Consider the following 19,330-nt stretch of genomic DNA (forward strand, 5'->3'; position numbering starts at 1 on the left):
AACTGCGCTGCATGAAAGAATTTACATATGGATGACGATCTTCCCCGGGAAAAGGGTGATGCCGCGAGCAAGCTGGCATCCGAAGATCTGGGGCCATACTCTCAAGACGAATTGACCGAACGCATTGCCCTGCTGGAGGCCGAAATTGCCCGCGTTGCCGCGCATCGCGACAAAGCCGCTACGCATATGGCCGCCGCCGATGCGTTGTTCGGGAAAAAGGGTTCCTGATGGTGGTTTGCGGCCTGTCCCATCGCAATTTTGCCAGCGCTTCCTATTTAGTTTTGGTTAACCATACCTCTTCATATTCCCTCGCAATGGGAAATCATTCCCTCATGTGGAAAGTTATCTAATGCCCAGCTTTGCCCAGAATCTCGAAAAGACGCTGCACAATGCGCTCGCCAATGCATCCGACCGGCGGCACGAATACGCCACGCTGGAACATTTGCTGTTGGCGCTGATCGACGATGAGGATGCAGCCGCGGTTATGACGAGCTGCGGCGTCGATCTGGGCGAGCTCAGCGAGGTGGTGAAAACCTATCTCGATCAGGAATATCAGTCGCTCAAGACCGAAGAAGATGCAGACCCGCAGCCAACGGCCGGGTTCCAGCGCGTTATCCAGCGCGCAATCCTGCATGTGCAGTCCAGCGGCAAGGACACGGTCAGCGGCGCAAATGTGCTGGTAGCCCTGTTTTCCGAACGCGACTCCTATGCGGTTTATTTCCTCCAGCAGCAGGATATGAGCCGGCTCGATGCGGTCAGTTTCATCAGCCACGGCATTGGCAAGGGCGGCAAACAGCTGGACGCGCCCACTCCGCAAGGGGTCGAGGACACTGCCGGAGATGAAAAATCCGGCGAAGCGGGCGGCAAGAAAGAAACTGCGCTCGACCAGTTCACGGTCAATCTCAATAAGAAGGCCGAAAACGGCAAGATCGACCCGTTGATCGGCCGCGGCCCCGAAGTGGACCGGACGATCCAGATCCTGTGCCGCCGGAGCAAGAACAATCCGCTCTATGTTGGCGATCCCGGGGTCGGCAAAACCGCCATTGCCGAAGGCCTGGCGCGCAAGATTGTCGAAGGCGATGTGCCCGAAGTGCTCCAGGATGCGGTGATTTACTCGCTCGATATGGGCGCGCTGCTCGCGGGCACACGTTATCGCGGCGATTTCGAAGAGCGGCTCAAACAAGTTGTCGGCGAGCTAGAGCAACTGCCCGAAGCGGTGCTGTTTATCGACGAGATTCACACTGTGATTGGTGCTGGCGCAACCAGCGGCGGGGCAATGGACGCGTCCAACCTGCTCAAACCAGCGCTCAGCGGCGGAACAATCCGCTGTGTCGGCTCGACAACCTATAAGGAATTCCGCAACCACTTCGAAAAGGACCGCGCATTGCTGCGCCGGTTCCAGAAAATCGATGTGAACGAGCCTTCGATTGGCGATACGATCAAGATTCTCAAAGGGCTGCGCGAAGCCTTTGAGCAGCATCACAAGGTGAAATACACGCCCGATGCGCTGAAGACTGCAGTCGAATTGTCCGCGCGCTATATCAATGATCGCAAACTGCCCGACAAAGCCATCGACGTTATCGACGAGGTAGGCGCGATGCAGATGCTTCTGCCGCCAAGCCGCCGGAAGAAGAAAATCACAGCGCGCGAAATCGAAGCAGTGGTTGCGACAATGGCGCGCATTCCGCCCAAATCAGTGTCCAAAGATGACAAGAAGGCGCTTGAGAATCTCGAGCGCGATCTCAAACATGTCGTATTCGGACAGGACGAGGCGATCCAGCGTCTGTCTTCAGCAATGAAGCTCAGCCGCGCGGGTCTGCGCGATCCGGACAAGCCGATTGGCTCGTTCCTGTTCAGCGGCCCGACCGGCGTCGGCAAGACCGAAGTTGCGCGCCAGCTTGCCAGCATCATGGGCATCGAGCTCAAGCGTTTCGATATGTCCGAATATATGGAGCGGCACAGCGTCAGCCGCCTGATCGGCGCGCCTCCGGGCTATGTCGGCTATGATCAGGGCGGTCTGCTGACCGATGCGATCGACCAGAACCCGCATTGTGTGTTGCTTCTCGATGAGATCGAGAAAGCGCACCCTGACTTGTTCAACATCCTGCTGCAGGTGATGGATAATGGCGCGCTGACCGATCATCACGGAAAGACAGTGGATTTCCGCAATGTCGTTCTGATCATGACCACCAATGCGGGCGCATCGATGATGGCAACGCAGGGCATAGGCTTTGGCGACGTGTCGAAAGAGGATGCGGGCAGCGAGGCGGTGAAGAAGATGTTCACCCCCGAATTCCGCAACCGTCTGGATGCGATTGTGCCTTTCGCCTATCTCGGCAAGAGCACCGTCAGCCGCGTGGTCGACAAGTTCATTCTCGAACTCGAACTCCAGCTGGCCGACCAGAATGTACACATCCAGTTCGACAGCGAGGCACGCGACTGGCTGGCCGATAAGGGCTATGACAAGCTCTATGGCGCCCGCCCGATGGGCCGCGTCATCCAGGAGAAGATCAAGCAACCGCTGGCCGAGGAGCTGCTGTTCGGCAAGCTGTCAGACGGCGGCGAGGTGCATGTCGGCGTGAAGGATGGCAAGCCGAGCTTCGAGCTTACGCCCGCTCCGCCGAAGTCCGCGAGCAAGCGCAAGCCGAAGAAGAAGGCAGCCTCCAAGAAAGCGCCGCCGAAAGAGCCAGGGGCAGAGGCTGGCGACGCCAAGGGCGAAGACAAAGGGTAAGATCGCGGCGCCCGGCGCGATGTGACAGAGTGAATGGCACGGCCGGCAGCGGTTCGCGCGCATTCCAGCCCTTCTCAGCCTGCTCTCTCAGTCCTGCCTACCACCGAATCCGCGCCCCACAATAAGTTGCCAATTGAAACTTTTTGCTTATTCTGGGTGGGAAGGAGATCGCCAATGACACTCTATGACCAAACAATCGCCGTCTACCGCCAATCTTTGAAGACGCTATCGGGCATTCTCGACAAGGCTGCCGCGCACGAAAAAGGACCGTCCCTGCTGGAAGCCCGGCTTGCGGAGGATATGCATCCGCTGGCGACGCAGATCCGCTTTGTCGGCAACCTTCCCGGCGAAGCGATGGAGCGGCTGACCGGCCGCAGCTTCACTTCACGCGAGGAGAATGACACGTCCTTCGCCGATGCCAAGCAAGCTCTTGCGGATATTGATGAATTTCTTGCCTCGATCGAGGCAGCTGAATTGAAGGATGCCGGGGAGACCATGGTGCTCGACATTCCCAACGGCATGGAATTCACATTGAAAGTCGAAGAATATGTTCGCGACTGGTCAATACCCAATTTCTATTTTCACCTGACCACTGCCTATGCCATCCTGCGTTCGGAAGGCGTGGAATTGGGTAAAGCAGATTTCATGTCGCATATGTTCAAATATGTGACCAAGGGCCCCGATAGCTAGGATCCGGCCGGCCAGGGCGCAGTCGGCAAGCGGCACGAGTTGCGCCGCGCAACAAGTGCTGTCTTGCTGTCACCTTCAAGTTAGGCCTGCCTCTTCGATTGCCGCGGCATGGTGCTTCGCATTTTCGGCATAATGCGCGACGCCCACTTGCATACCGGCAATCGCCGGATCGGGCAGATCGCGGAGGAATTTCGCGGGGCGTCCCGCCCATAATTGGCGCGGCTCCATTACTTTGCCTTCGGTCAGCATCGCGCCAGCCGCCAGCATTGCGTCGCTGCCGATACGCGAATCGTTCATGGCAATTGCCCCAAGCCCGATAAAGCCGCGATCCTCGACAGTGCAGCCATGGACCATGGCCATATGTCCGACCAGCACATCATCCCCGATTATGCAGGGGGATCCGCCCGGGCTGCCCGGCCGTTCGGGATCGCAATGGACAACGCTGCCATCCTGGATGTTGGTGCGCTCTCCGATCACGATACGGCTGACATCAGCGCGCAGAACGCAATTGTACCAAACCGATGAATCCGCCCCGATCTCGACATCACCCACCAATACACAGCCCGGCGCAATAAACGCGCTGTCGTGAATTTTCGGGCTCTTACCGTGGATCGGGATGATCGATACGCCGGGGCGGTTGGCATTGCTCATAATGTGGTTTCCTGTGTTTTGGTCCATTCCTCGCGCGTGATGGAATAGACGATAATTTCTTCTGCGCCGAATTCGTCATTGGCAAAGTCCAGATCCTTGCGGCGCGTCATTCCCATACGCTTCATCAGACCCCAGCTGCCGATATTCTCGTCGACCGTGAGCGCAATAATATGCGGTGCGCCGAATTGTTCGAAGCCAGCCTTCAGCGTCGCTTCGGCTGCTTCGCGCGCATAGCCTTTACCCCAGGCATCCTCGCGCAAGCGCCAGCCGGCCTCATGCTCGCCCATCGGGCCACCTTCCTGATTGGAACGTTTGAGCCCGCAAAAGCCAAGCAGCTCACCCGCCAGATGGCCGCCATCATCCTTGCGTTCGACCACCCAGAAAGTGAAACCGTGATCGCGGCGATAGCCCTCCAGCCGGTCGCGCATCCATTGTTTCTTACCCTCGTCCAGCACACCCCCGAGCCAGCGCATCACCGCGGGGGTATTCGTGTGCTGAAAGAAAGGAGCCCAATCCTTTTCGCGCCAATCGCGCAGGATCAACCGGTCGGTTTCGAGGTAAAAGCCGCTCATGCCGTGCGTCTGCGCCATGTTTCGCGGGTCAGGCAATAGACGATCGTTGGATTATCCTGCGCCTCGTAGGCCGGATCGTCAAAATCCAGATCGCGCCGCCGGACCATGCCGAGCTTTTCCATGAATCGCCAGCTGGGCGCGTTTCGCTCGCTGGTAAGCGCAACGATGTGCTGCGCCAGGTCGCGCTCAAACGCCATGTCGAGAATCGCACACACCGCTTCGCCCGCATAACCCATGCGCCAGCGGTCCTCGCGGATCAGCCAACCGACCTCGAGATCACCGGTATTTTTTGCAAGCGGATGGTCGACCCGTTTGAGGCCGCAATGGCCCACCAGTTCACCACTTGCCTTTTCGATGGCCATCATGAAGCCGAATCCTTCGCGCGCGAAGGAAGCTTCGGCCTTGGCGTGTTTCGCCTCGATTTCGTGCAGCTCTTTCGGCCCGCCGAGATATTCCATAACGGCCGGCGTATTCAGATGAAGCATCTGGAGCTGCGCATCGCCCTCCTGCGGTTTTCGCAGAACCAACCTCTCGGTTTCGAGAACCAGATCACCCATTCAAGAGCCGGGCCGCATGCGCCGCGTAGTAGGTAAGCACGCCTGTGCAGCCCGCCCGCTTGAAACTGATCAGCGTTTCGAGCGCCAATGCGTCGCGATCGCCCGCGCCCGCAGCAGCAGCCGCTTCGATCATCGCATACTCGCCGCTTACCTGATAGGCGAAGGTCGGCACTTCAAAGCGCTCTTTCACGCGGCGCACGATATCGAGATAGGGCAGGCCGGGCTTTACCATGACGCTATCGGCCCCTTCGGAAAGATCGAGGGCAATTTCGCGCAAAGCCTCTTCGCCATTGGCGGGATCCATCTGGTAACTCTTCTTGTCGCCTTTCAGCAGACCGCCAGAACCCACCGCATCGCGAAACGGGCCGTAAAAAGCCGAAGCATATTTCGCCGCATAGGCCATGATCTGGATATTCGCGTGACCCGCGCTTTCCAACGCGCCGCGAATGGCGCCGATCCGGCCATCCATCATGTCCGACGGCGCAATGATATCCGCGCCCGCTGCGGCCTGGTTGAGTGCCTGGCCCACCAGAACTTCCACCGTCGGGTCGTTGACCACATAACCAGCCTCATCGAGCAACCCGTCCTGGCCATGCGCAGTGTAGGGATCGAGAGCAACGTCGGTCAGTATACCCACATCATCGCCGCAGGCATCGCGGATCGCCTTGATGGCGCGGCACATCAGATTGTCCGGATTGAGCGCCTCTGCGCCGTCATCCGAACGGCGATCGGGCTGAGTGTTGGGAAACAGCGCGACACAGGGGATGCCCAGCCGGACCGCCTCTTTCGCCCGATCCGCGATCCCGTCAATCGACCAGCGCGATACGCCGGGTAGCGAAGCAATCGGCTCCTCAACCCCGTTGCCTTCGGTGACGAATAGCGGCCAGATCAAGTCGGCTGGCGTCAAGACGTTTTCACGGTGGAGCGCGCGGCTCCAGCCGGTCGCGCGCGTGCGGCGCAGGCGGGTATCGGGGAAGAGTCCGGTCATGAGGAGCATGTGCCGGATTTGCGCTCACGGTTCAATCGCAGAACGGCGCGTGCGCGTTCAATTGGCGCTTTTGGGCCGCTCCAGCTTCTCGATCTCTCTTTCGGGCTCGCTCCGTTCGGACGCCTCGGGAACAAGATCGGCAAGCGCGGCGCCTTCTTCGACCAGTTTGAGCTTGGCCAGCGCGGCGCGGAATTTGCGCAGATCATCGCCAGACAATTGCGCCCGCGTCACAAAGCGCACCGAAGCAGGATTTACCGAACGGCCATTGCGATACATCTCATAATGGAGGTGCGGGCCGGTGGAGAGGCCTGTCGATCCGACATAGCCGATCACTTGCCCGCGCTGCACCGATTGGCCGCCGCGCACTGCGATGCGGCTCATATGGCAATATCGGGTGGCGAGCCCGCCCGCATGGTTCAGTCGTACCGCATTGCCGCAGCCGCCCATCCGCCCCGCACCAACCACGCGCCCGTCAGTAACGGCGACAATCGGAGTGCCGCGGCTGGCGCGGAAATCAAGCCCGGCATGCATCCGCCGATATCCGAGTATCGGGTGCCGGCGCATGCCATAGCGCGAGCTGATCGGCCCGGGGACAGGCGCGACTAAGCCGCTGCGCTGCTCGCCCACGCCCGATGCTTCGTAGAAACGGCCATCGCTGCCCCAGCGCATCAGCTGTGTTCTCGATTCACCGCCGCGGTCGATCCCGGCATAGAGCAATTTGCCCGCCTGGCGCTCACCTGTGGCGGCGCGGCGGTGCGAAATGATAATGTCGAACGTGTCAGTCGGGCGGACCGAACGGTCGAGATCGATCTGGTCGCCCAAAGCTTCAAGATATTGTTGAACCGCGCTTGCCGGAGCGCCCGCGGCGCGTGCCGAGCGGTACAGGCTTTGGCCAACGGTTCCGCGAATCCTCAGCGGTGTGTCATCGACACGAATGGGTACGCGCTTGAGCGCCAGATTGCCGTCAATCCGATCGATCTGCAGCGCCAGATCGAAGCGCGCGCGAAAATTGAGATTGTCGAGCGGGCGCGTTTGACCTGCAGCAGGGCGGCGGCCCAGCGTTATGTCAACCTGAGTGCCCGATTCGATGTCGCCCAGCGGCATGGTTCGCGCGATCAACTCGCTGACCCGCTGTGCATCGGCAGAACCCACGCCCGCACGCTGCAGCATCCGGCCAAAACTGTCGCCGCGCGCCAGCGTGGCCAGAATATCGATGCTAGGCCGTTCGGGCGCGCTTTCCAGTTCTACCACGGCAGGGGTCGCGCCCATTCTGCGCCCGGTATCGGCGCCCAGCGCCAAAGGCAGGATCATCTGGCTGCGAAACTCGTCGCGCGCGGCTTCATCCACTTGCATGGCAGGCGCCGCTTCGAGCGGGGAGAAATCGGGCCACATCAACAAAGACAGCGCCGACAGGCCGAGCAGGGTTCCAAGTCCCCTGAACCAGCGCCGGCTGCCAATCCCTTCCGCCAGATCCGGCGCGAGATCGGCCTTTTCAAGCTTTTCCGAGGCAGCGAAGCGCCACTCGTCAAATTTTTCTGTCAGTCCCTTCGCGCGAAGGAGGATCTTGGGTTCTCCGGAAACTGCGGCATGGTCATGCGCGGGATCGTACGCAGAGTCATGCGCAAGCACAGCGCTACGCCATGACGTCTCGTCATTGTTCCCGGGCTCTCCGGAACCTTCAATTTCGCGAGGTGTAAACAACCCGCTCTCCAATAGAGATCGCGCGAGAATGCCGCGCGACCGACCCTGCGGTCTCCTATGCGCAGTTCTGTGCGGAATTAAAGTTAATTCCGGCTTAAATTGCGGCCATCAGACTCGCTGGCGGGATGGATTGTTGATCGCTTGCGTCCGGTGGTTGCTGGAGCGGCTGCCCAATGCCACACTAGACGCGCAACAATCCTATACCATGCGCAACCAATCCACTCTCAAGGCGGTCCTCGGGCCAACCAATACCGGCAAGACCCATCTCGCCATCGAGCGCATGTGCGCTCATTCGAGCGGTGCGATGGGTTTTCCCCTGAGGCTCCTTGCGCGCGAGGTTTATGACCGGGTGGTTGCGATCAAGGGCGAGAGCCAGGTTGCGCTGATCACGGGTGAAGAGCGGATCGAGCCGCCCAATGCCCGCTATTTCCTGTGCACGGCCGAAGCGATGCCCAAAAATGGCGGGGGCCACGCATTTGTTGCGCTCGACGAGGCGCAGCTCGCCGGAAATCGCGAACGCGGTCATATCTTCACCGATCATCTGCTTCATGCGCGCGGGCGGGAGGAAACGCTGATGCTTGGCGCGGCAACGCTCGAGCCGCTGGTTCGTTCGCTGCTGCCAGAGGCAGAAATCACCGGGCGCCCGCGTTTCTCCACTCTCACCCATATCGGGCCGCGCAAGCTCTCGCGATTGCCCCCGCGCAGCGCGATCGTCGCCTTTTCTGCAGAGCAGGTTTACACAGTGGCGGAGATGCTGCGCCGTTTTCGTGGTGGTTCGGCGATTGTCATGGGGGCGCTCAGCCCCGAAACGCGCAATCGTCAGGTCGAATTGTTCCAGTCGGGCGAAGTGGATTACATCGTTGCCACCGATGCGATCGGGATGGGGCTCAATCTCGATATCAATCACGTGGCCTTCGCCTCGCTCAAGAAATTTGACGGAATGCGCATGCGGCGGCTCCGCCCCGCGGAAATGGCACAGATTGCCGGTCGTGCGGGGCGTCACCAACGCGATGGTACATTCGGGACGCTGGCTGGTGCGGGTGACACCAATGCCGAACCCGCCGAATTTACCGAAGAAGAAGTATACGCGATCGAAGAGCACAAATTTGCTCCGATGACCAAGCTCTATTGGCGGGAGTCGCAGCCGCGTTTTGACACGATCAAGACGCTGATCGGCGATCTTGAACGCGTTCCCCACGAACCGGAACTCAAGATTGTTCCGGAAACGGTGGATCTCGCGATCCTCAAGCGGCTGGCGGACGAATCCGAGGGAGCGGCGGAGAGATTAGGCGTCAAGACGGCGTCACAAGTACGCAGATTCTGGGAAGTTTGTTCGCTTCCTGACTTCCGTCAGCAAGGCGCGGAAACCCATTCCCGCTTTGTCGCGCGCTTGTGGCAAGATCTGCGGCAAGACTATATCGGGGCCGATTATATCGCCGCGCGTATTTCCGAGCTCGACAATATGCAGGGTGACATTCATGCCCTTCAGGGACGGATCGCCGCGATCCGCAGCTGGGCCTATATCTGCCAGCGCCCCGATTGGGTGCTTGCCCGCGATGAAATGGCTGCGCGGGCCAGAGCGGTGGAAGCCAAGCTGTCCGATGCGCTACACGGGCGGTTGACCGAACGATTTGTAAATAGAAGGACCGCGATCCTGATGAAATCTCTGGGCCAGGATGCCTCGCTGCTGGCAGTGTCGCTCGCCGATGACGGTACGCTATGTGTGGAAGACGAGCCGATTGGCAAAGTGGAGGGCTTCCGCTTCACCGTTGATCCCAGCGCCAATCACACCGACCGGAAAATGTTGCTCTCTGCCGGAGAAAAGGCGTTGCCGCGTATTCTGGGGGAGAAAGCGCGGAAACTTGTTGCCGAGGGGCTGGACGAACTCGCCTTGAAGAAGGGCGGCATCTGGTGGGCGGGGCAGCGCATCGCGAAGATTGATCCGGGCAAGAATTCGGTGGAAGCGAAGATCATCCTTTCGCGTGAGCTGGATGTTCTGACCGAACGGGACCGCGCCCAGTTGCTTGCAGCACACGAAGGGTGGCTGGCGAAGCAGATCGAGCCAATCGCGCCTTTGGGTAAAATGGAACAAGCCACGCACGATGCCGATGCGAGCTCGCAAGCGCGCGCATTGCTGCTGACGCTGATCGCGGGGCATGGCTTTATCACGCGCGAGAAAGCCGGGCTTGAGCATTTGCCCAAGGAAGTCAGGCCTTTCTTGCGCCGCCTTGGTGTCACGTTCGGCGCGCTCGACATATTTGCGCCGGCATTGCTCAAGCCTGCTCCGCGGATGGTGCTTCACGCGATGGGTGTTGACCGCAGGCCTCTGAACGAAGCGATGATCCCGGTTATCGACGGGAAGGGCAAGCACCCGTCCGGCTATCGCCCGGCCGGAAAGCAGGCGGTTCGGATCGATGTGGCCGAAAAGATCTTGAAGGCCGCTTTTGAGGCGCGCGCAAATTCGGGCAAGAGGCGCTTTCTCATTGATCCTTCGCTGGCAATTTCGACGGGGCTGACATTCGATAGTTTCAAACGGCTTCTGGGTGCGGCGGGTTTTCGCAACCATCCGGGCAAGGCTTTGGCCGAAGGCGCTCTGGGGCCGCCATCGCCGGACAATTGGGAATGGCGTCCGTCGCGCAAGAAGCAGCAGCGCTCCAGCAAGGGCAAACGCCCCGGCAAACCGCCACAGAACAACGCGTTTTCCGCCTTGGCTGATTTGATCACCTGATGGCCATGCGCGCATGAGGATAGACCGGCTGCTGTGCTATTTGCGCTTCGTCAAAACACGAAGCCAGGCACATCAATTGGTCGAAGCCGCCCATATCCGCTGCAATGGAATACGTGTTGATCGTGATAGCCACGCTGTTGCGGTGGGCGACGTGCTGGTCATTCCCGTAGGGGCAGAGGTTCGGATCGTGGAAATTCTGGCGCTTCCGCAGCGGCGCGGGCCGGCCGCTGAAGCGCAGTCATGCTATCGCCTTCTTGACCCGCAAGCAGAACGACCATAGCAGGCTGAAAAGCGTTTCAGAGTAAAGGGAATACGCCGCAATGACCTATGTCGTCACTGACGCATGCATCAAATGCAAATATACCGACTGCGTCGAAGTCTGTCCGGTGGACTGCTTCTACGAAGGTGAAAACATGCTGGTCATCAATCCCAGCGAATGCATCGATTGCGGCGTTTGCGAGCCTGAATGTCCGGCGGAAGCGATCCTGCCCGATACCGAAGACGGCCTTGAGAAGATCCTCGAGCTGAACACCAAATACTCAGCCGAATGGCCCAATATCACCAGCCAGAAAGAACCCCCAGTCGATGCCGACGACTACAAGGGCATGGAAGGCAAGATGGAGCAATTCTTCTCTCCAGAGCCGGGCGAAGGCGACTAACTCCATCCTGCAAAGCTGATTTTCGAGTCCGAATCCACGAGGATTCTGGCCCAATTTGCTGCACCCGCGAATGCGACTCGCAATTTTGCGCGATTCGTGTTATATAATGTCGCATCCACGTTGGTTTGTACCAATTGCAAGCCGGCGTTGGGCGGATATCTGAAAGGGCGCAGACCACTCACCACAGCGCAAAAGAGGTTTCGACCGGACCGCGTGTCCGGCCGCAGGTTAATTTGACTGTTCGGTGGTGTAGCCCGCACGAAAGGACTTTTTATGGCAGCCAAAGGCTTGGCCTTCGATGTCGGCGACTATGTCGTCTACCCAAAACACGGCGTTGGCCGTGTGACAGAAATCGAGAATCAAGAAATCGCCGGAATGGAGCTGGAGCTGTATGTTCTGCGGTTTGAAAAAGAGCGGATGACGCTGCGGGTGCCCACCAACAAGGTCGAAGCCATCGGCATGCGGAAACTGTCGAGCGACAAGACGCTGAAAGAAGCGATGGAAACGCTCAAGGGCAAACCCAAAGTGAAGCGGACCATGTGGAGCCGCCGTGCGCAGGAATATGAAGCGAAGATCAATTCGGGCGATCTGGTGTCGATCGCCGAAGTGACGCGCGACCTGTTCCGCCCCGACGACCAGCCAGAGCAAAGCTATTCCGAGCGGCAGATTTTTGAAGCCGCCTCCAGCCGTCTCGCCCGCGAGCTTGCAGCGATGGACAAGACCGACGAGCCCACAGCGCTCGAAAAGGTACTCGAAGTGCTGCGCGAACACGCTCCGCAATATTACGACAATGATGACGAAGATAGCTGATCGACCAAGCGTCATTTAGCTTCGATGAGGGCCGTCCATCAGGGCGGCCCTTTTCATATGCGGCCTTGTTCCCGCCTGCTTAGTGTATTATGTAGGCAATACGCTATCGCGAGTTTAGAGGAGGAAGCGCGCCGTGATCCAAAGATTATTCAAGAAAGTGATTCCAGCTGCCGCCGTCGCATTGTCCGTCGGCCTTGCTGGTTGCGACATGAACGTAAATATCGGCGATTCCGATGGCGTTCCGCTTGCCGAGCTCGACCAATCGGGCGATCCCCCGACCGAATTGGTCATGGCCGGCCCTGACAAGATTATCATTACCGATGGTGACGAACTGAGCATCGAAGTCGAAGGCGATGATGATGCGGTTGCCGATCTCCGCTTCTCTCTTGAAGGCGGAAAACTGGCAATCTCCCGCAAAAGCGAGTCATGGGGCAAAAGCCAGACCGCGACCGTTCGGGTGACCATGCCATCTCCCGAGGAGCTGGTTATCGCCGGATCGGGCACTGTCGAAGCGCAATCGCTCGCTCGCGATGCTGAGATCTCGATTGGTGGAAGCGGCAACGTCACCATCGCAACCATCGACGCCGATCGCCTGAACATAAATGTTGGTGGATCAGGTTCGGTTAAATCCACCGGTTCGGTTGACAGGCTGGATGTGAATATTGGCGGTTCGGGCAATATCGATTTCAGCGAAGTCCAGGTCGATCGCGCAGAGATTAACATCGGCGGCAACGGGAATCTCAAATTTGCTTCCGATGGCACTGTTGAAGCCAACATTATGGGTTCGGGCAGTATCGATGTTGTTGGCTCTGCCGAATGCAAGCTCAACGCCTTCGGTTCGGGCAAGCTCAACTGCAAACCGGTTGCTGAAGGGTCAGACGACGCACCGGAAGCAGATGTGAAAGACGGCGACGAGGAAGCCTAATGGATCATTCAGCCTTTTGAGGCTATGCAGCGTCTGGAAAGGTCATTTCATGCTCCATTCCAGACGCTACAAAGCCTGTTGTCTTGCCGCCTTCTTCGCGCTTGCGCTGCAAGGCTGCATTGCAAAGACCGCAGTCGACGTGGTGACTGCACCGGTCCGAATGGCCAGCAAAGCGGTCGATTTTGCGACAGTCAGTCAATCAGAACGTGACGAGAGGCGCGGCCGGGAGATCCGCGAGGAAGAAGAGCGGATCGGCAAACTGGAACGCCAGTATGACAGCTATCAAAGAGACTGTGAAAATGGCGATCGGCGCGCCTGCAAGAAAGCGCGCGAAACCTATGCCGAACTCTATCCCGACGACTAGCTATCGCGCCTAGGCCGCGGCGCGTCGCAAGCGGTCATTGATTGCCTTGCCGATCCCTTCCTCCGGAACCGGGGCCACGGCGATACGCGGGCAACCAGAATGCGCCGCTTCATGCAGACTGGAATATAGTCGGGCGGCGGCCTGACCTAGGTCGCCGGCTGGCGACAGGCTGCAGTCGCCCCCGATCGATCCGAATCCAATAAGAAATTCACCCTGTGCCGCCTGATGCGCGTTCAGCCGCACCGGCTTTCCCGGCGAATAATGCCGCGCTAGCTGGCCCGGAGCTTCGATTTTGCCTGACGCTGCGGAGCGTTCCATCGGCCCATCGAAGAAATGTTGGTGAAGCATGTCCAGATCGACCGGCCCCGGGCGCAATTCTTCCCATACGCCCTTTTGGGCGCCGTCATGACGGATCGCCAAAATACTGGATTCAAGGCCTTTTCCGCTGGGCCCGCCATCGAGCACCAGATCGATCCGGCCATCCAGAGTTTCGATGACATGCGCCGCGGTTGTCGGGCTGATCGCGTTGCTGCGGTTCGCGGAAGGTGCGGCCAGCGGAAACCCGCAAGCCTCGATCAGCGCCTGCATAACCGGATGATCCGGTTGGCGTAGCGCGACAGTCTCCAATCCGGCGCTCACCGCAGCGGCGAGCGGCGCATCGGCGCGGCGGCGCACCACCAAGGTCAGCGCGCCAGGCCACGCCGCCCCGGCCACTGCCTCCTCTATCTCTGAAAAATGAGCCAGTTCGCGCGCCTGTTCGATAGATCCGACATGGACGATTAGCGGATTGAACGACGGGCGGCCCTTGGCTTCATAAATTCGCTCCACCGCCGCATCACTGTCCGCGCGCGCAGCCAGGCCGTAAACAGTCTCGGTCGGCACCGCGACCAGACCGCCAGCACGAAGGATTTCGGCCGCGCGGGCGATCCCGGCAGCGGTTGCATCTATCGTTTCCGTAGCGTCCTTGTCGCTCATGGCGTGGCGCTATAGGTGAGGGGCTGAAAAAGCCAAGGGAATCGCACTCCCGCCAGAGCCAAAGGAATCCGAATTGACACCCTTCACACCGCCCACTCAGGACCAACTGCTTGCGATCAAGATCAATGCCGGCATCGGTGAATTGGCCCAAAGCGAACGCTTCGCCGCGGCCGAGGACGATATGGTCGAGGCTATTGTCGAAGGCGTTGGTACTTTTGCCGCGGGCGAATTTGCGCCGCTCAATCGCGCGGGCGACCTTGAGGGCGCCACGCTGGAGAATGGCGTGGTACGATTGCCCGATGGCTATGAGGCCGCATACCAAGCCTATGTCGAACAAGGCTGGAATGCGATCGCCTCGCCGGAAGAATTTGGCGGGCAGGGATTGCCCTTCACGCTGTCGTGCAATGTGATCGAAAATCTGGGCGCGGCGAATATGGCCTTTACGCTGCTTCCAATGCTGTCGGTCGGGGCGCTTGAGGCGATCGAGCATCACGGAAGCGACGCGCAAAAGGCGGCCTATATGCCCAAGCTGGTCAGCGGCGCGTGGTCGGGGACGATGAACCTGACAGAACCGCAAGCGGGCAGCGATGTTGGCGCCTTGAGGTCAACCGCTACACCAATCACCCCTGATCAGTTTGGCGGCGAACATGCGGGCAAATATCTGATCAAGGGGCAGAAGATCTTCATCACCTGGGGTGAGCATGATCTGGCGGAAAATATCGTCCATCTGGTGCTTGCGCGGCTTCCCGATGCGCCCGAAGGAAGCCGGGGGATTTCGCTGTTCCTTGTGCCCAAATACCATCTGAAGGACGACGGCTCGCTTGGGCCGCGTAACGATCTGCGCTGCGTCAATCTCGAACATAAGCTGGGCATCAACGCCTCGCCCACATGTGTGATGAGCTATGGCGATAATGACGAATGTATTGGCGAATTGATCGGCGCGGAAAACCGCGGTCTCGCGGCGATGTTCACGATGATGAACAATGCGCGGATCAATGTCGGCAGCCAGGGTGTGCAAATCGCCGAACGCGCAACGCAGCAAGCGCTCGCTTTCGCGGCAGAGCGTGTGCAGTCCTCGCGCGCCGGATCGCCCGACAAAACCCCCGTTGCCATTATCGAGCACCCCGATGTGCGGCGCATGCTGCTGCGAATGAAGGCGTTGACCGAAGCGGCGCGCGCTTTGCTTTACTACACCACCGGGCAGGTCGATCGCGGAACATTGGGAGATAAAGCCGCGGGGATGCGCGGCGATGTACTGGTCCCGATGATCAAGGCGTGGGGCACCGATACAGGAATCGAAGTCGCCAGCATTGGCGTTCAGGTCCATGGCGGTATGGGCTTTGTCGAAGAAACCGGCGCAGCGCAGCATTATCGCGACGCACGAATCGCGCCGATTTACGAAGGGACCAACGGGATCCAGGCTGCCGACCTTGTTACGCGCAAGCTGGGTTTCGAAAATGATGAAGTCTATGCCCGCCTGATGGCCGATATTGTGCGCGATGCGGCAGGAGAGCCCGCGCTACTGGCTTTGGCACAGGACTGCGCCGCGATCGCCAAATGGATGGGCGGCGAAGCCTCGCTCGACGACAAATTGGCGGGCAGCGTTCCGTTCTGCACGATGTCTGCTGTGGCGGTGGCCGGATGGCAGATGCTTCTGCAAAGAAACGCTGTCGAAAAGGGCGCATCGCCCGCGCTTGCAGCAACCAAGCCGGTCACTACGCGCTATTTCCTCGATCACATTGTGCCCGAAGCCGCAGGACTCAAACCTTCCGCGCTCAGCGGAGCTGATTTGTTCTACGCGCTCACTCCGGAACAATTGACGGGTTAGTTCACCGGCATCGGTGGCGGCGCTTCACGCGCAAACTCATCGGTAAAGGCATCACGCGGATCGCCGCGCAATGCGCGCTGCGGCGGAAGCGAATCGGTGGTAAACCGCTTGATCTCCGCGCCGGGCTCCGCACCGGGTGCAACCACGCGCCAGATGATCCCGGCGGTATCATCGCTGACCAACAGCGAACCGTCGCCCGCCCATTCGACCCATGTTGGCCGGCCCCGCGTAGTCCCTTCACCCGTCAGAAAGCCGGTCAAAACAGGCAGTGGCTTGGCCAGCGGGTTTCCGCGTTCGTCAAAGGGGACATAGACCACATCATAGCCCGAGGCGGGTTTGCGGTTCCACGATCCATGGCGGGCAATGAAGGCGCCCTGCCCGAAAGTGTCTCCCATCCGGTGCCCGCCCTTGCTGAACACCAGCCCAAGCGCCGCAACATGCGGTCCAAGCGCATATTCGGGCCGGCGGACATAGCTCGGCAGGATTGCCGGCATCGGCGCGTCGACGCGGTGGTCAACAGTGTCACCGTAATAGAACCACGGCCAGCCATAATTTACGCCCAGCGGCACATTGGTCAGATAATCGGGGACCAGATCGGAACCAAGCATGTCGCGTTCGTTGACCGTGGTCCACAATTCGCCGCTCCAAGGATTCCAGTCGAGGCCGTTGGGATTGCGCAGCCCGGTGGCATAGAGGCGGCTGCGTTCTTTCTCCAAGTCATATTCATGAATAGCAGCGCGGCCTTTTTCGACCTCCATGCCCTTTTCACCAATATTGGAAACAGAACCAACCGCGACGAAGACTTTGGTACCGTCCGGATCAAGCTCCACATTGCGCATCCAATGTCCGCCGCCGCCAGGCAGGTCCATCAATTTGCGCGGCTCGCCCGCCAGTGAGGTTTCGCCAAGCGTGTAGGGAAATGCGAGAAGCGCATCATGATTGGCAATGTAAAGCGTGCCATCGCCCCATGCGATGCCCGAAGGCGAATCGAGCGCGCTGGTGAGCGTAAAGCGTTCATCGGAGACGCCGTCGCCATCCTTGTCGCGCAGGAGGACCAGCTCGTTTGCGGAATCGCCCGTTGCGCCCGCCTTTGTCAGAAGCAGATCGGCGATCCAGGCGGTAATCCCGCCCTCATCCGATTTGGGTGCGCGGGTCAGCGTGACCAGCACGTCGCCATTGGGCAGCGTGTGGATGATACGCGGATGATCGAGCCCGTCGGCGAAGCGGGTCACCGCCAATCCTTCTGCTGCGGTTGGCAGCTCGCCATCTTTCCAGCCGACCGGTTCGGCAATGTTGACCGTTGGAATGGCTTCGGCGCTTTCTTCGGTCAGAACCGGATCGCCCCCGGATACTTCGTCCACCGAAAGGTCCGCGGTGTGGCCGCGGGTCAACCAGAAGGCCGCCACTGCAATTGCGGCAAGGATGGCGAGGATCCAGTAAAGGATTTTGCGTTTGGTCGTCATGGATCGGTGAATAGGCACAGACGGGGCTTGCGGCAATGGCGCATCGCCCTAGATTCAAACGCATGTTCGATTTTGCCCCTGACCAATCCAATGCCGATCTGCCCAAAGCGGAACTGTACCGACAATTGGCCGAAGCCGCCGCCGCACTTACCGAAGGGGAGAGCGATGGCGTTGCCAATATGGCGAATATTGCCGCGCTGATGTGGGAATCTCTGCCCGATCTGAATTGGGCAGGATTCTATCGCGTGGTGGAAGGGGAGCTGGTTCTGGGCCCCTTTGTTGGCCGCCCTGCCTGTATCAGGATTCCGGTGGGCAAGGGAGTTTGCGGAGCCGCCGCCGCTACGGCCGAAACACAATTGGTCGAGGATGTGCATGCGTTTCCCGGGCATATCGCCTGCGACGCGATCACCAAGTCGGAACTGGTCGTACCGGTTGTTTGCGGCGGAGAGATTTGCGCGGTGATTGATCTGGACAGCCCCAATCTGGCCCGCTTCGATGCCGACGATGCGAAGGGCATTGAACTGCTCGCCAGTCAGATCTCGCCCTCAATCCAGATATAGAACATTTTACGTGCCGCAGCGGCGACCGCCCCGAAACGGGACAGGGCCGCGCTGAAGGCTTTGGTTTCCGGCGCTTCTAATGGTAAGTTTTCCCTTAACGCCGGGAATCATCCGGCACGCCTATGCGTATAGTCTCTAAGGGGAATAGAATGACAACCCGCCGTTTCATGTCTGCCGGAGCTGCCATTGGCGCGCTCATCATTGCTACTCCAGCCTTGGCTCAGGCCAATACCGGTCCGGAAATGACCTATGAGGATCGCGGTTACGAATATGCGCAGCCTGCGCCGCAATATCCCGCTGTCAATCAACGCGTCCAGCCGCAAGCACCGCCCGCCGCGCCCGTAACCTATCGCCAGGAAGCGGTGGTTCAGCCGGTCCCCGTGCGCGCCGAATATGCGGCTCCTGTCCGTTACGTGAAAGACGCGCCTGTACGATACGTCAAAGACCAATACGAAACCGAATATGAGTATGAGGTCGAATATGACTCCCCGCCGCCAGCTCCGCATGGCGAGCATCACGGAGCCCGCGCCCATCCGATGCCGCATCCCATGCCGCACCCGGCACCGCAGCACCATGCACAGCAACCACAGTTTGACCGCGACGCATGGCTTGATGAATGCGTCGATCGCGTTCGTGGCCGCAAAGGCGGAAACGGTGGAGTCATTGGCGGTCTTGTGGGTGCAGCCGCAGGGGGACTAATCGGCAACAGGATTGCCGGTCGCGGCGACCGTCTCGCCGGATCGCTCATCGGTGCTGGCGTAGGCGGCCTTGCAGGGTTGGCGATTGGTTCTGCGGCTGATGGCAGCAAGAAGAGTGAAGCCGAAGCCTACTGCGAGGATTATCTCGCGCGCTATTCCTATGGCGGTTACGGCTACAATTACGGCTACGCCTATCAATATGCGCAGCCGGTCGTGCTGGTTCCGGTCTGGGTTCAGGTCCCGCAACAAGCGGTCGTAACCGAATATGTGACCGAAGAAGTGGAAGAAGTTGAAGTGGTTACCTACGAACAGGCGCCGGTACGCCGCCGCGTGATCGAACGCGCTCCAGCACCGGTCAAACGGGTAAAGGTCCGCTCTTCCAAACCGCGTTACACCAAAGGTAACTAAAGGTTTTCAATAGGTTACATAG

The 19,330-nt window shown here is 59.5% G+C and carries 19 protein-coding genes; 12 read left to right on the top strand and 7 right to left on the bottom strand.

What is annotated here, in order from left to right; genetic code table 11:
• Positions 1-27: 27 nt before the first annotated feature.
• The 3 genes from GRI41_RS11140 to GRI41_RS11150 all read left to right on the top strand — a co-directional run bounded on the left by GRI41_RS11140 (position 28) and on the right by GRI41_RS11150 (position 3,421).
• Positions 28-228 (top strand): DUF1192 domain-containing protein, encoded by a 201-nt coding sequence (locus GRI41_RS11140; RefSeq protein ID WP_160605064.1) that lies wholly within the window; start codon positions 28-30, stop codon positions 226-228.
• 121 nt (positions 229-349) lie between these two features.
• The gene (clpA, locus tag GRI41_RS11145; RefSeq protein ID WP_160605065.1) at positions 350-2,731 is read left to right on the top strand and encodes an ATP-dependent Clp protease ATP-binding subunit ClpA; all 2,382 of its coding nucleotides are present in this window, start codon (positions 350-352) and stop codon (positions 2,729-2,731) included.
• A 174-nt stretch (positions 2,732-2,905) separates the two neighbouring features.
• A complete protein-coding gene (locus tag GRI41_RS11150) occupies positions 2,906-3,421 on the top strand; it encodes a DUF1993 domain-containing protein (RefSeq protein ID WP_160605066.1) in 516 nt (171 codons plus the stop codon).
• 75 nt (positions 3,422-3,496) lie between these two features.
• Here GRI41_RS11150 and GRI41_RS11155 read toward each other — a convergent pair whose 3' ends face one another.
• Genes GRI41_RS11155 through GRI41_RS11175 form a run of 5 tightly spaced genes read right to left on the bottom strand, consistent with a single transcriptional unit; the run spans position 3,497 to position 7,890 of the window.
• Positions 3,497-4,072 carry a gamma carbonic anhydrase family protein gene (locus GRI41_RS11155; protein WP_160605067.1) on the bottom strand — a complete coding sequence of 192 codons (576 nt, stop codon included), beginning with the start codon at positions 4,070-4,072 and terminating at the stop codon, positions 3,497-3,499.
• Positions 4,069-4,644 (bottom strand): GNAT family N-acetyltransferase, encoded by a 576-nt coding sequence (locus GRI41_RS11160; protein WP_160605068.1) that lies wholly within the window; start codon positions 4,642-4,644, stop codon positions 4,069-4,071. The genes GRI41_RS11155 and GRI41_RS11160 overlap by 4 nt, the downstream gene beginning before the upstream one ends.
• On the bottom strand, positions 4,641-5,201 hold the full coding sequence (locus tag GRI41_RS11165) for a GNAT family N-acetyltransferase (RefSeq protein ID WP_160605069.1): 561 nt from the start codon (positions 5,199-5,201) through the stop codon (positions 4,641-4,643). The genes GRI41_RS11160 and GRI41_RS11165 overlap by 4 nt, the downstream gene beginning before the upstream one ends.
• Positions 5,194-6,189: a porphobilinogen synthase gene (gene hemB, locus GRI41_RS11170; RefSeq protein ID WP_160605070.1), complete on the bottom strand. Its 996-nt coding sequence runs from the start codon at positions 6,187-6,189 to the stop codon at positions 5,194-5,196. Before hemB ends, GRI41_RS11165 begins: the two co-directional genes overlap by 8 nt.
• Before the next feature lie 57 nt (positions 6,190-6,246).
• Positions 6,247-7,890, bottom strand: a complete 1,644-nt coding sequence (locus tag GRI41_RS11175; RefSeq protein WP_202388799.1) for a M23 family metallopeptidase — start codon at positions 7,888-7,890, stop codon at positions 6,247-6,249.
• Positions 7,891-8,095: 205 nt separating this feature from the next.
• Between GRI41_RS11175 and GRI41_RS11180 the strand changes: the two genes are divergently transcribed.
• The 6 genes from GRI41_RS11180 (at position 8,096) to GRI41_RS11205 (ending at position 13,376) form a co-directional block, all read left to right on the top strand.
• On the top strand, positions 8,096-10,618 hold the full coding sequence (locus GRI41_RS11180; RefSeq protein WP_160605843.1) for a helicase-related protein: 2,523 nt from the start codon (positions 8,096-8,098) through the stop codon (positions 10,616-10,618).
• 13 nt (positions 10,619-10,631) lie between these two features.
• Complete coding sequence (locus GRI41_RS11185) at positions 10,632-10,898, top strand: RNA-binding S4 domain-containing protein (RefSeq protein ID WP_160605071.1); 267 nt, start codon at positions 10,632-10,634, stop codon at positions 10,896-10,898.
• Positions 10,899-10,938: 40 nt separating this feature from the next.
• Positions 10,939-11,277 carry a ferredoxin FdxA gene (fdxA, locus tag GRI41_RS11190; RefSeq protein WP_160605072.1) on the top strand — a complete coding sequence of 113 codons (339 nt, stop codon included), beginning with the start codon at positions 10,939-10,941 and terminating at the stop codon, positions 11,275-11,277.
• Between the two features lie 273 nt (positions 11,278-11,550).
• Positions 11,551-12,087 (top strand): CarD family transcriptional regulator, encoded by a 537-nt coding sequence (locus GRI41_RS11195; protein ID WP_160605073.1) that lies wholly within the window; start codon positions 11,551-11,553, stop codon positions 12,085-12,087.
• A gap of 208 nt (positions 12,088-12,295) precedes the next feature.
• Positions 12,296-13,012 carry a head GIN domain-containing protein gene (locus GRI41_RS11200; RefSeq protein ID WP_160605074.1) on the top strand — a complete coding sequence of 239 codons (717 nt, stop codon included), beginning with the start codon at positions 12,296-12,298 and terminating at the stop codon, positions 13,010-13,012.
• Between the two features lie 49 nt (positions 13,013-13,061).
• Complete coding sequence (locus tag GRI41_RS11205) at positions 13,062-13,376, top strand: hypothetical protein (protein ID WP_160605075.1); 315 nt, start codon at positions 13,062-13,064, stop codon at positions 13,374-13,376.
• A 9-nt stretch (positions 13,377-13,385) separates the two neighbouring features.
• Here GRI41_RS11205 and GRI41_RS11210 read toward each other — a convergent pair whose 3' ends face one another.
• On the bottom strand, positions 13,386-14,351 hold the full coding sequence (locus tag GRI41_RS11210) for an L-threonylcarbamoyladenylate synthase (protein WP_160605076.1): 966 nt from the start codon (positions 14,349-14,351) through the stop codon (positions 13,386-13,388).
• A 73-nt stretch (positions 14,352-14,424) separates the two neighbouring features.
• Here GRI41_RS11210 and GRI41_RS11215 point away from each other — a divergent pair, with 73 nt between their 5' ends.
• The gene (locus GRI41_RS11215; RefSeq protein ID WP_160605077.1) at positions 14,425-16,179 is read left to right on the top strand and encodes an acyl-CoA dehydrogenase; all 1,755 of its coding nucleotides are present in this window, start codon (positions 14,425-14,427) and stop codon (positions 16,177-16,179) included.
• On the opposite strand, the gene GRI41_RS11220 is transcribed toward GRI41_RS11215, so the two are convergent.
• Positions 16,176-17,642 carry a PQQ-dependent sugar dehydrogenase gene (locus GRI41_RS11220; RefSeq protein WP_160605078.1) on the bottom strand — a complete coding sequence of 489 codons (1,467 nt, stop codon included), beginning with the start codon at positions 17,640-17,642 and terminating at the stop codon, positions 16,176-16,178. The two genes, GRI41_RS11215 and GRI41_RS11220, sit on opposite strands and share 4 nt — an antisense overlap.
• A 62-nt stretch (positions 17,643-17,704) precedes the next feature.
• On the opposite strand from GRI41_RS11220, the gene GRI41_RS11225 reads away from it, so the two are divergent.
• Together GRI41_RS11225 and GRI41_RS11230 are read left to right on the top strand one after the other, a co-directional pair.
• Entirely contained in the window at positions 17,705-18,202 is a 498-nt protein-coding gene (locus tag GRI41_RS11225) for a GAF domain-containing protein (protein ID WP_160605079.1), read from the top strand.
• 149 nt (positions 18,203-18,351) lie between these two features.
• Positions 18,352-19,308 (top strand): glycine zipper 2TM domain-containing protein, encoded by a 957-nt coding sequence (locus GRI41_RS11230; protein ID WP_160605080.1) that lies wholly within the window; start codon positions 18,352-18,354, stop codon positions 19,306-19,308.
• The last annotated feature ends 22 nt before the right edge of the window (positions 19,309-19,330 follow it).

The organism is Pontixanthobacter aquaemixtae, from assembly GCF_009827395.1.
GTDB lineage: Bacteria > Pseudomonadota > Alphaproteobacteria > Sphingomonadales > Sphingomonadaceae > Pontixanthobacter > Pontixanthobacter aquaemixtae.

What these genes read in the sequence shown, in the direction of transcription:
- GRI41_RS11185 (WP_160605071.1), top strand. Translation starts at nt 10,632, where the DNA reads ATGAGGATAGACCGGCTGCTGTGCTATTTGCGCTTCGTCAAAACACGA.
- GRI41_RS11180 (WP_160605843.1), top strand. Translation starts at nt 8,096, where the DNA reads ATGCGCAACCAATCCACTCTCAAGGCGGTCCTCGGGCCAACCAATACC.
- GRI41_RS11150 (WP_160605066.1), top strand. Translation starts at nt 2,906, where the DNA reads ATGACACTCTATGACCAAACAATCGCCGTCTACCGCCAATCTTTGAAG.
- hemB (WP_160605070.1), bottom strand. Translation starts at nt 6,189, where the DNA reads ATGACCGGACTCTTCCCCGATACCCGCCTGCGCCGCACGCGCGCGACC.
- GRI41_RS11160 (WP_160605068.1), bottom strand. Translation starts at nt 4,644, where the DNA reads ATGAGCGGCTTTTACCTCGAAACCGACCGGTTGATCCTGCGCGATTGG.
- GRI41_RS11225 (WP_160605079.1), top strand. Translation starts at nt 17,705, where the DNA reads ATGTTCGATTTTGCCCCTGACCAATCCAATGCCGATCTGCCCAAAGCG.
- GRI41_RS11155 (WP_160605067.1), bottom strand. Translation starts at nt 4,072, where the DNA reads ATGAGCAATGCCAACCGCCCCGGCGTATCGATCATCCCGATCCACGGT.
- GRI41_RS11165 (WP_160605069.1), bottom strand. Translation starts at nt 5,201, where the DNA reads ATGGGTGATCTGGTTCTCGAAACCGAGAGGTTGGTTCTGCGAAAACCG.
- GRI41_RS11140 (WP_160605064.1), top strand. Translation starts at nt 28, where the DNA reads ATGGATGACGATCTTCCCCGGGAAAAGGGTGATGCCGCGAGCAAGCTG.
- GRI41_RS11195 (WP_160605073.1), top strand. Translation starts at nt 11,551, where the DNA reads ATGGCAGCCAAAGGCTTGGCCTTCGATGTCGGCGACTATGTCGTCTAC.
- GRI41_RS11210 (WP_160605076.1), bottom strand. Translation starts at nt 14,351, where the DNA reads ATGAGCGACAAGGACGCTACGGAAACGATAGATGCAACCGCTGCCGGG.
- GRI41_RS11220 (WP_160605078.1), bottom strand. Translation starts at nt 17,642, where the DNA reads ATGACGACCAAACGCAAAATCCTTTACTGGATCCTCGCCATCCTTGCC.
- fdxA (WP_160605072.1), top strand. Translation starts at nt 10,939, where the DNA reads ATGACCTATGTCGTCACTGACGCATGCATCAAATGCAAATATACCGAC.
- GRI41_RS11230 (WP_160605080.1), top strand. Translation starts at nt 18,352, where the DNA reads ATGACAACCCGCCGTTTCATGTCTGCCGGAGCTGCCATTGGCGCGCTC.
- clpA (WP_160605065.1), top strand. Translation starts at nt 350, where the DNA reads ATGCCCAGCTTTGCCCAGAATCTCGAAAAGACGCTGCACAATGCGCTC.
- GRI41_RS11205 (WP_160605075.1), top strand. Translation starts at nt 13,062, where the DNA reads ATGCTCCATTCCAGACGCTACAAAGCCTGTTGTCTTGCCGCCTTCTTC.
- GRI41_RS11200 (WP_160605074.1), top strand. Translation starts at nt 12,296, where the DNA reads ATGAACGTAAATATCGGCGATTCCGATGGCGTTCCGCTTGCCGAGCTC.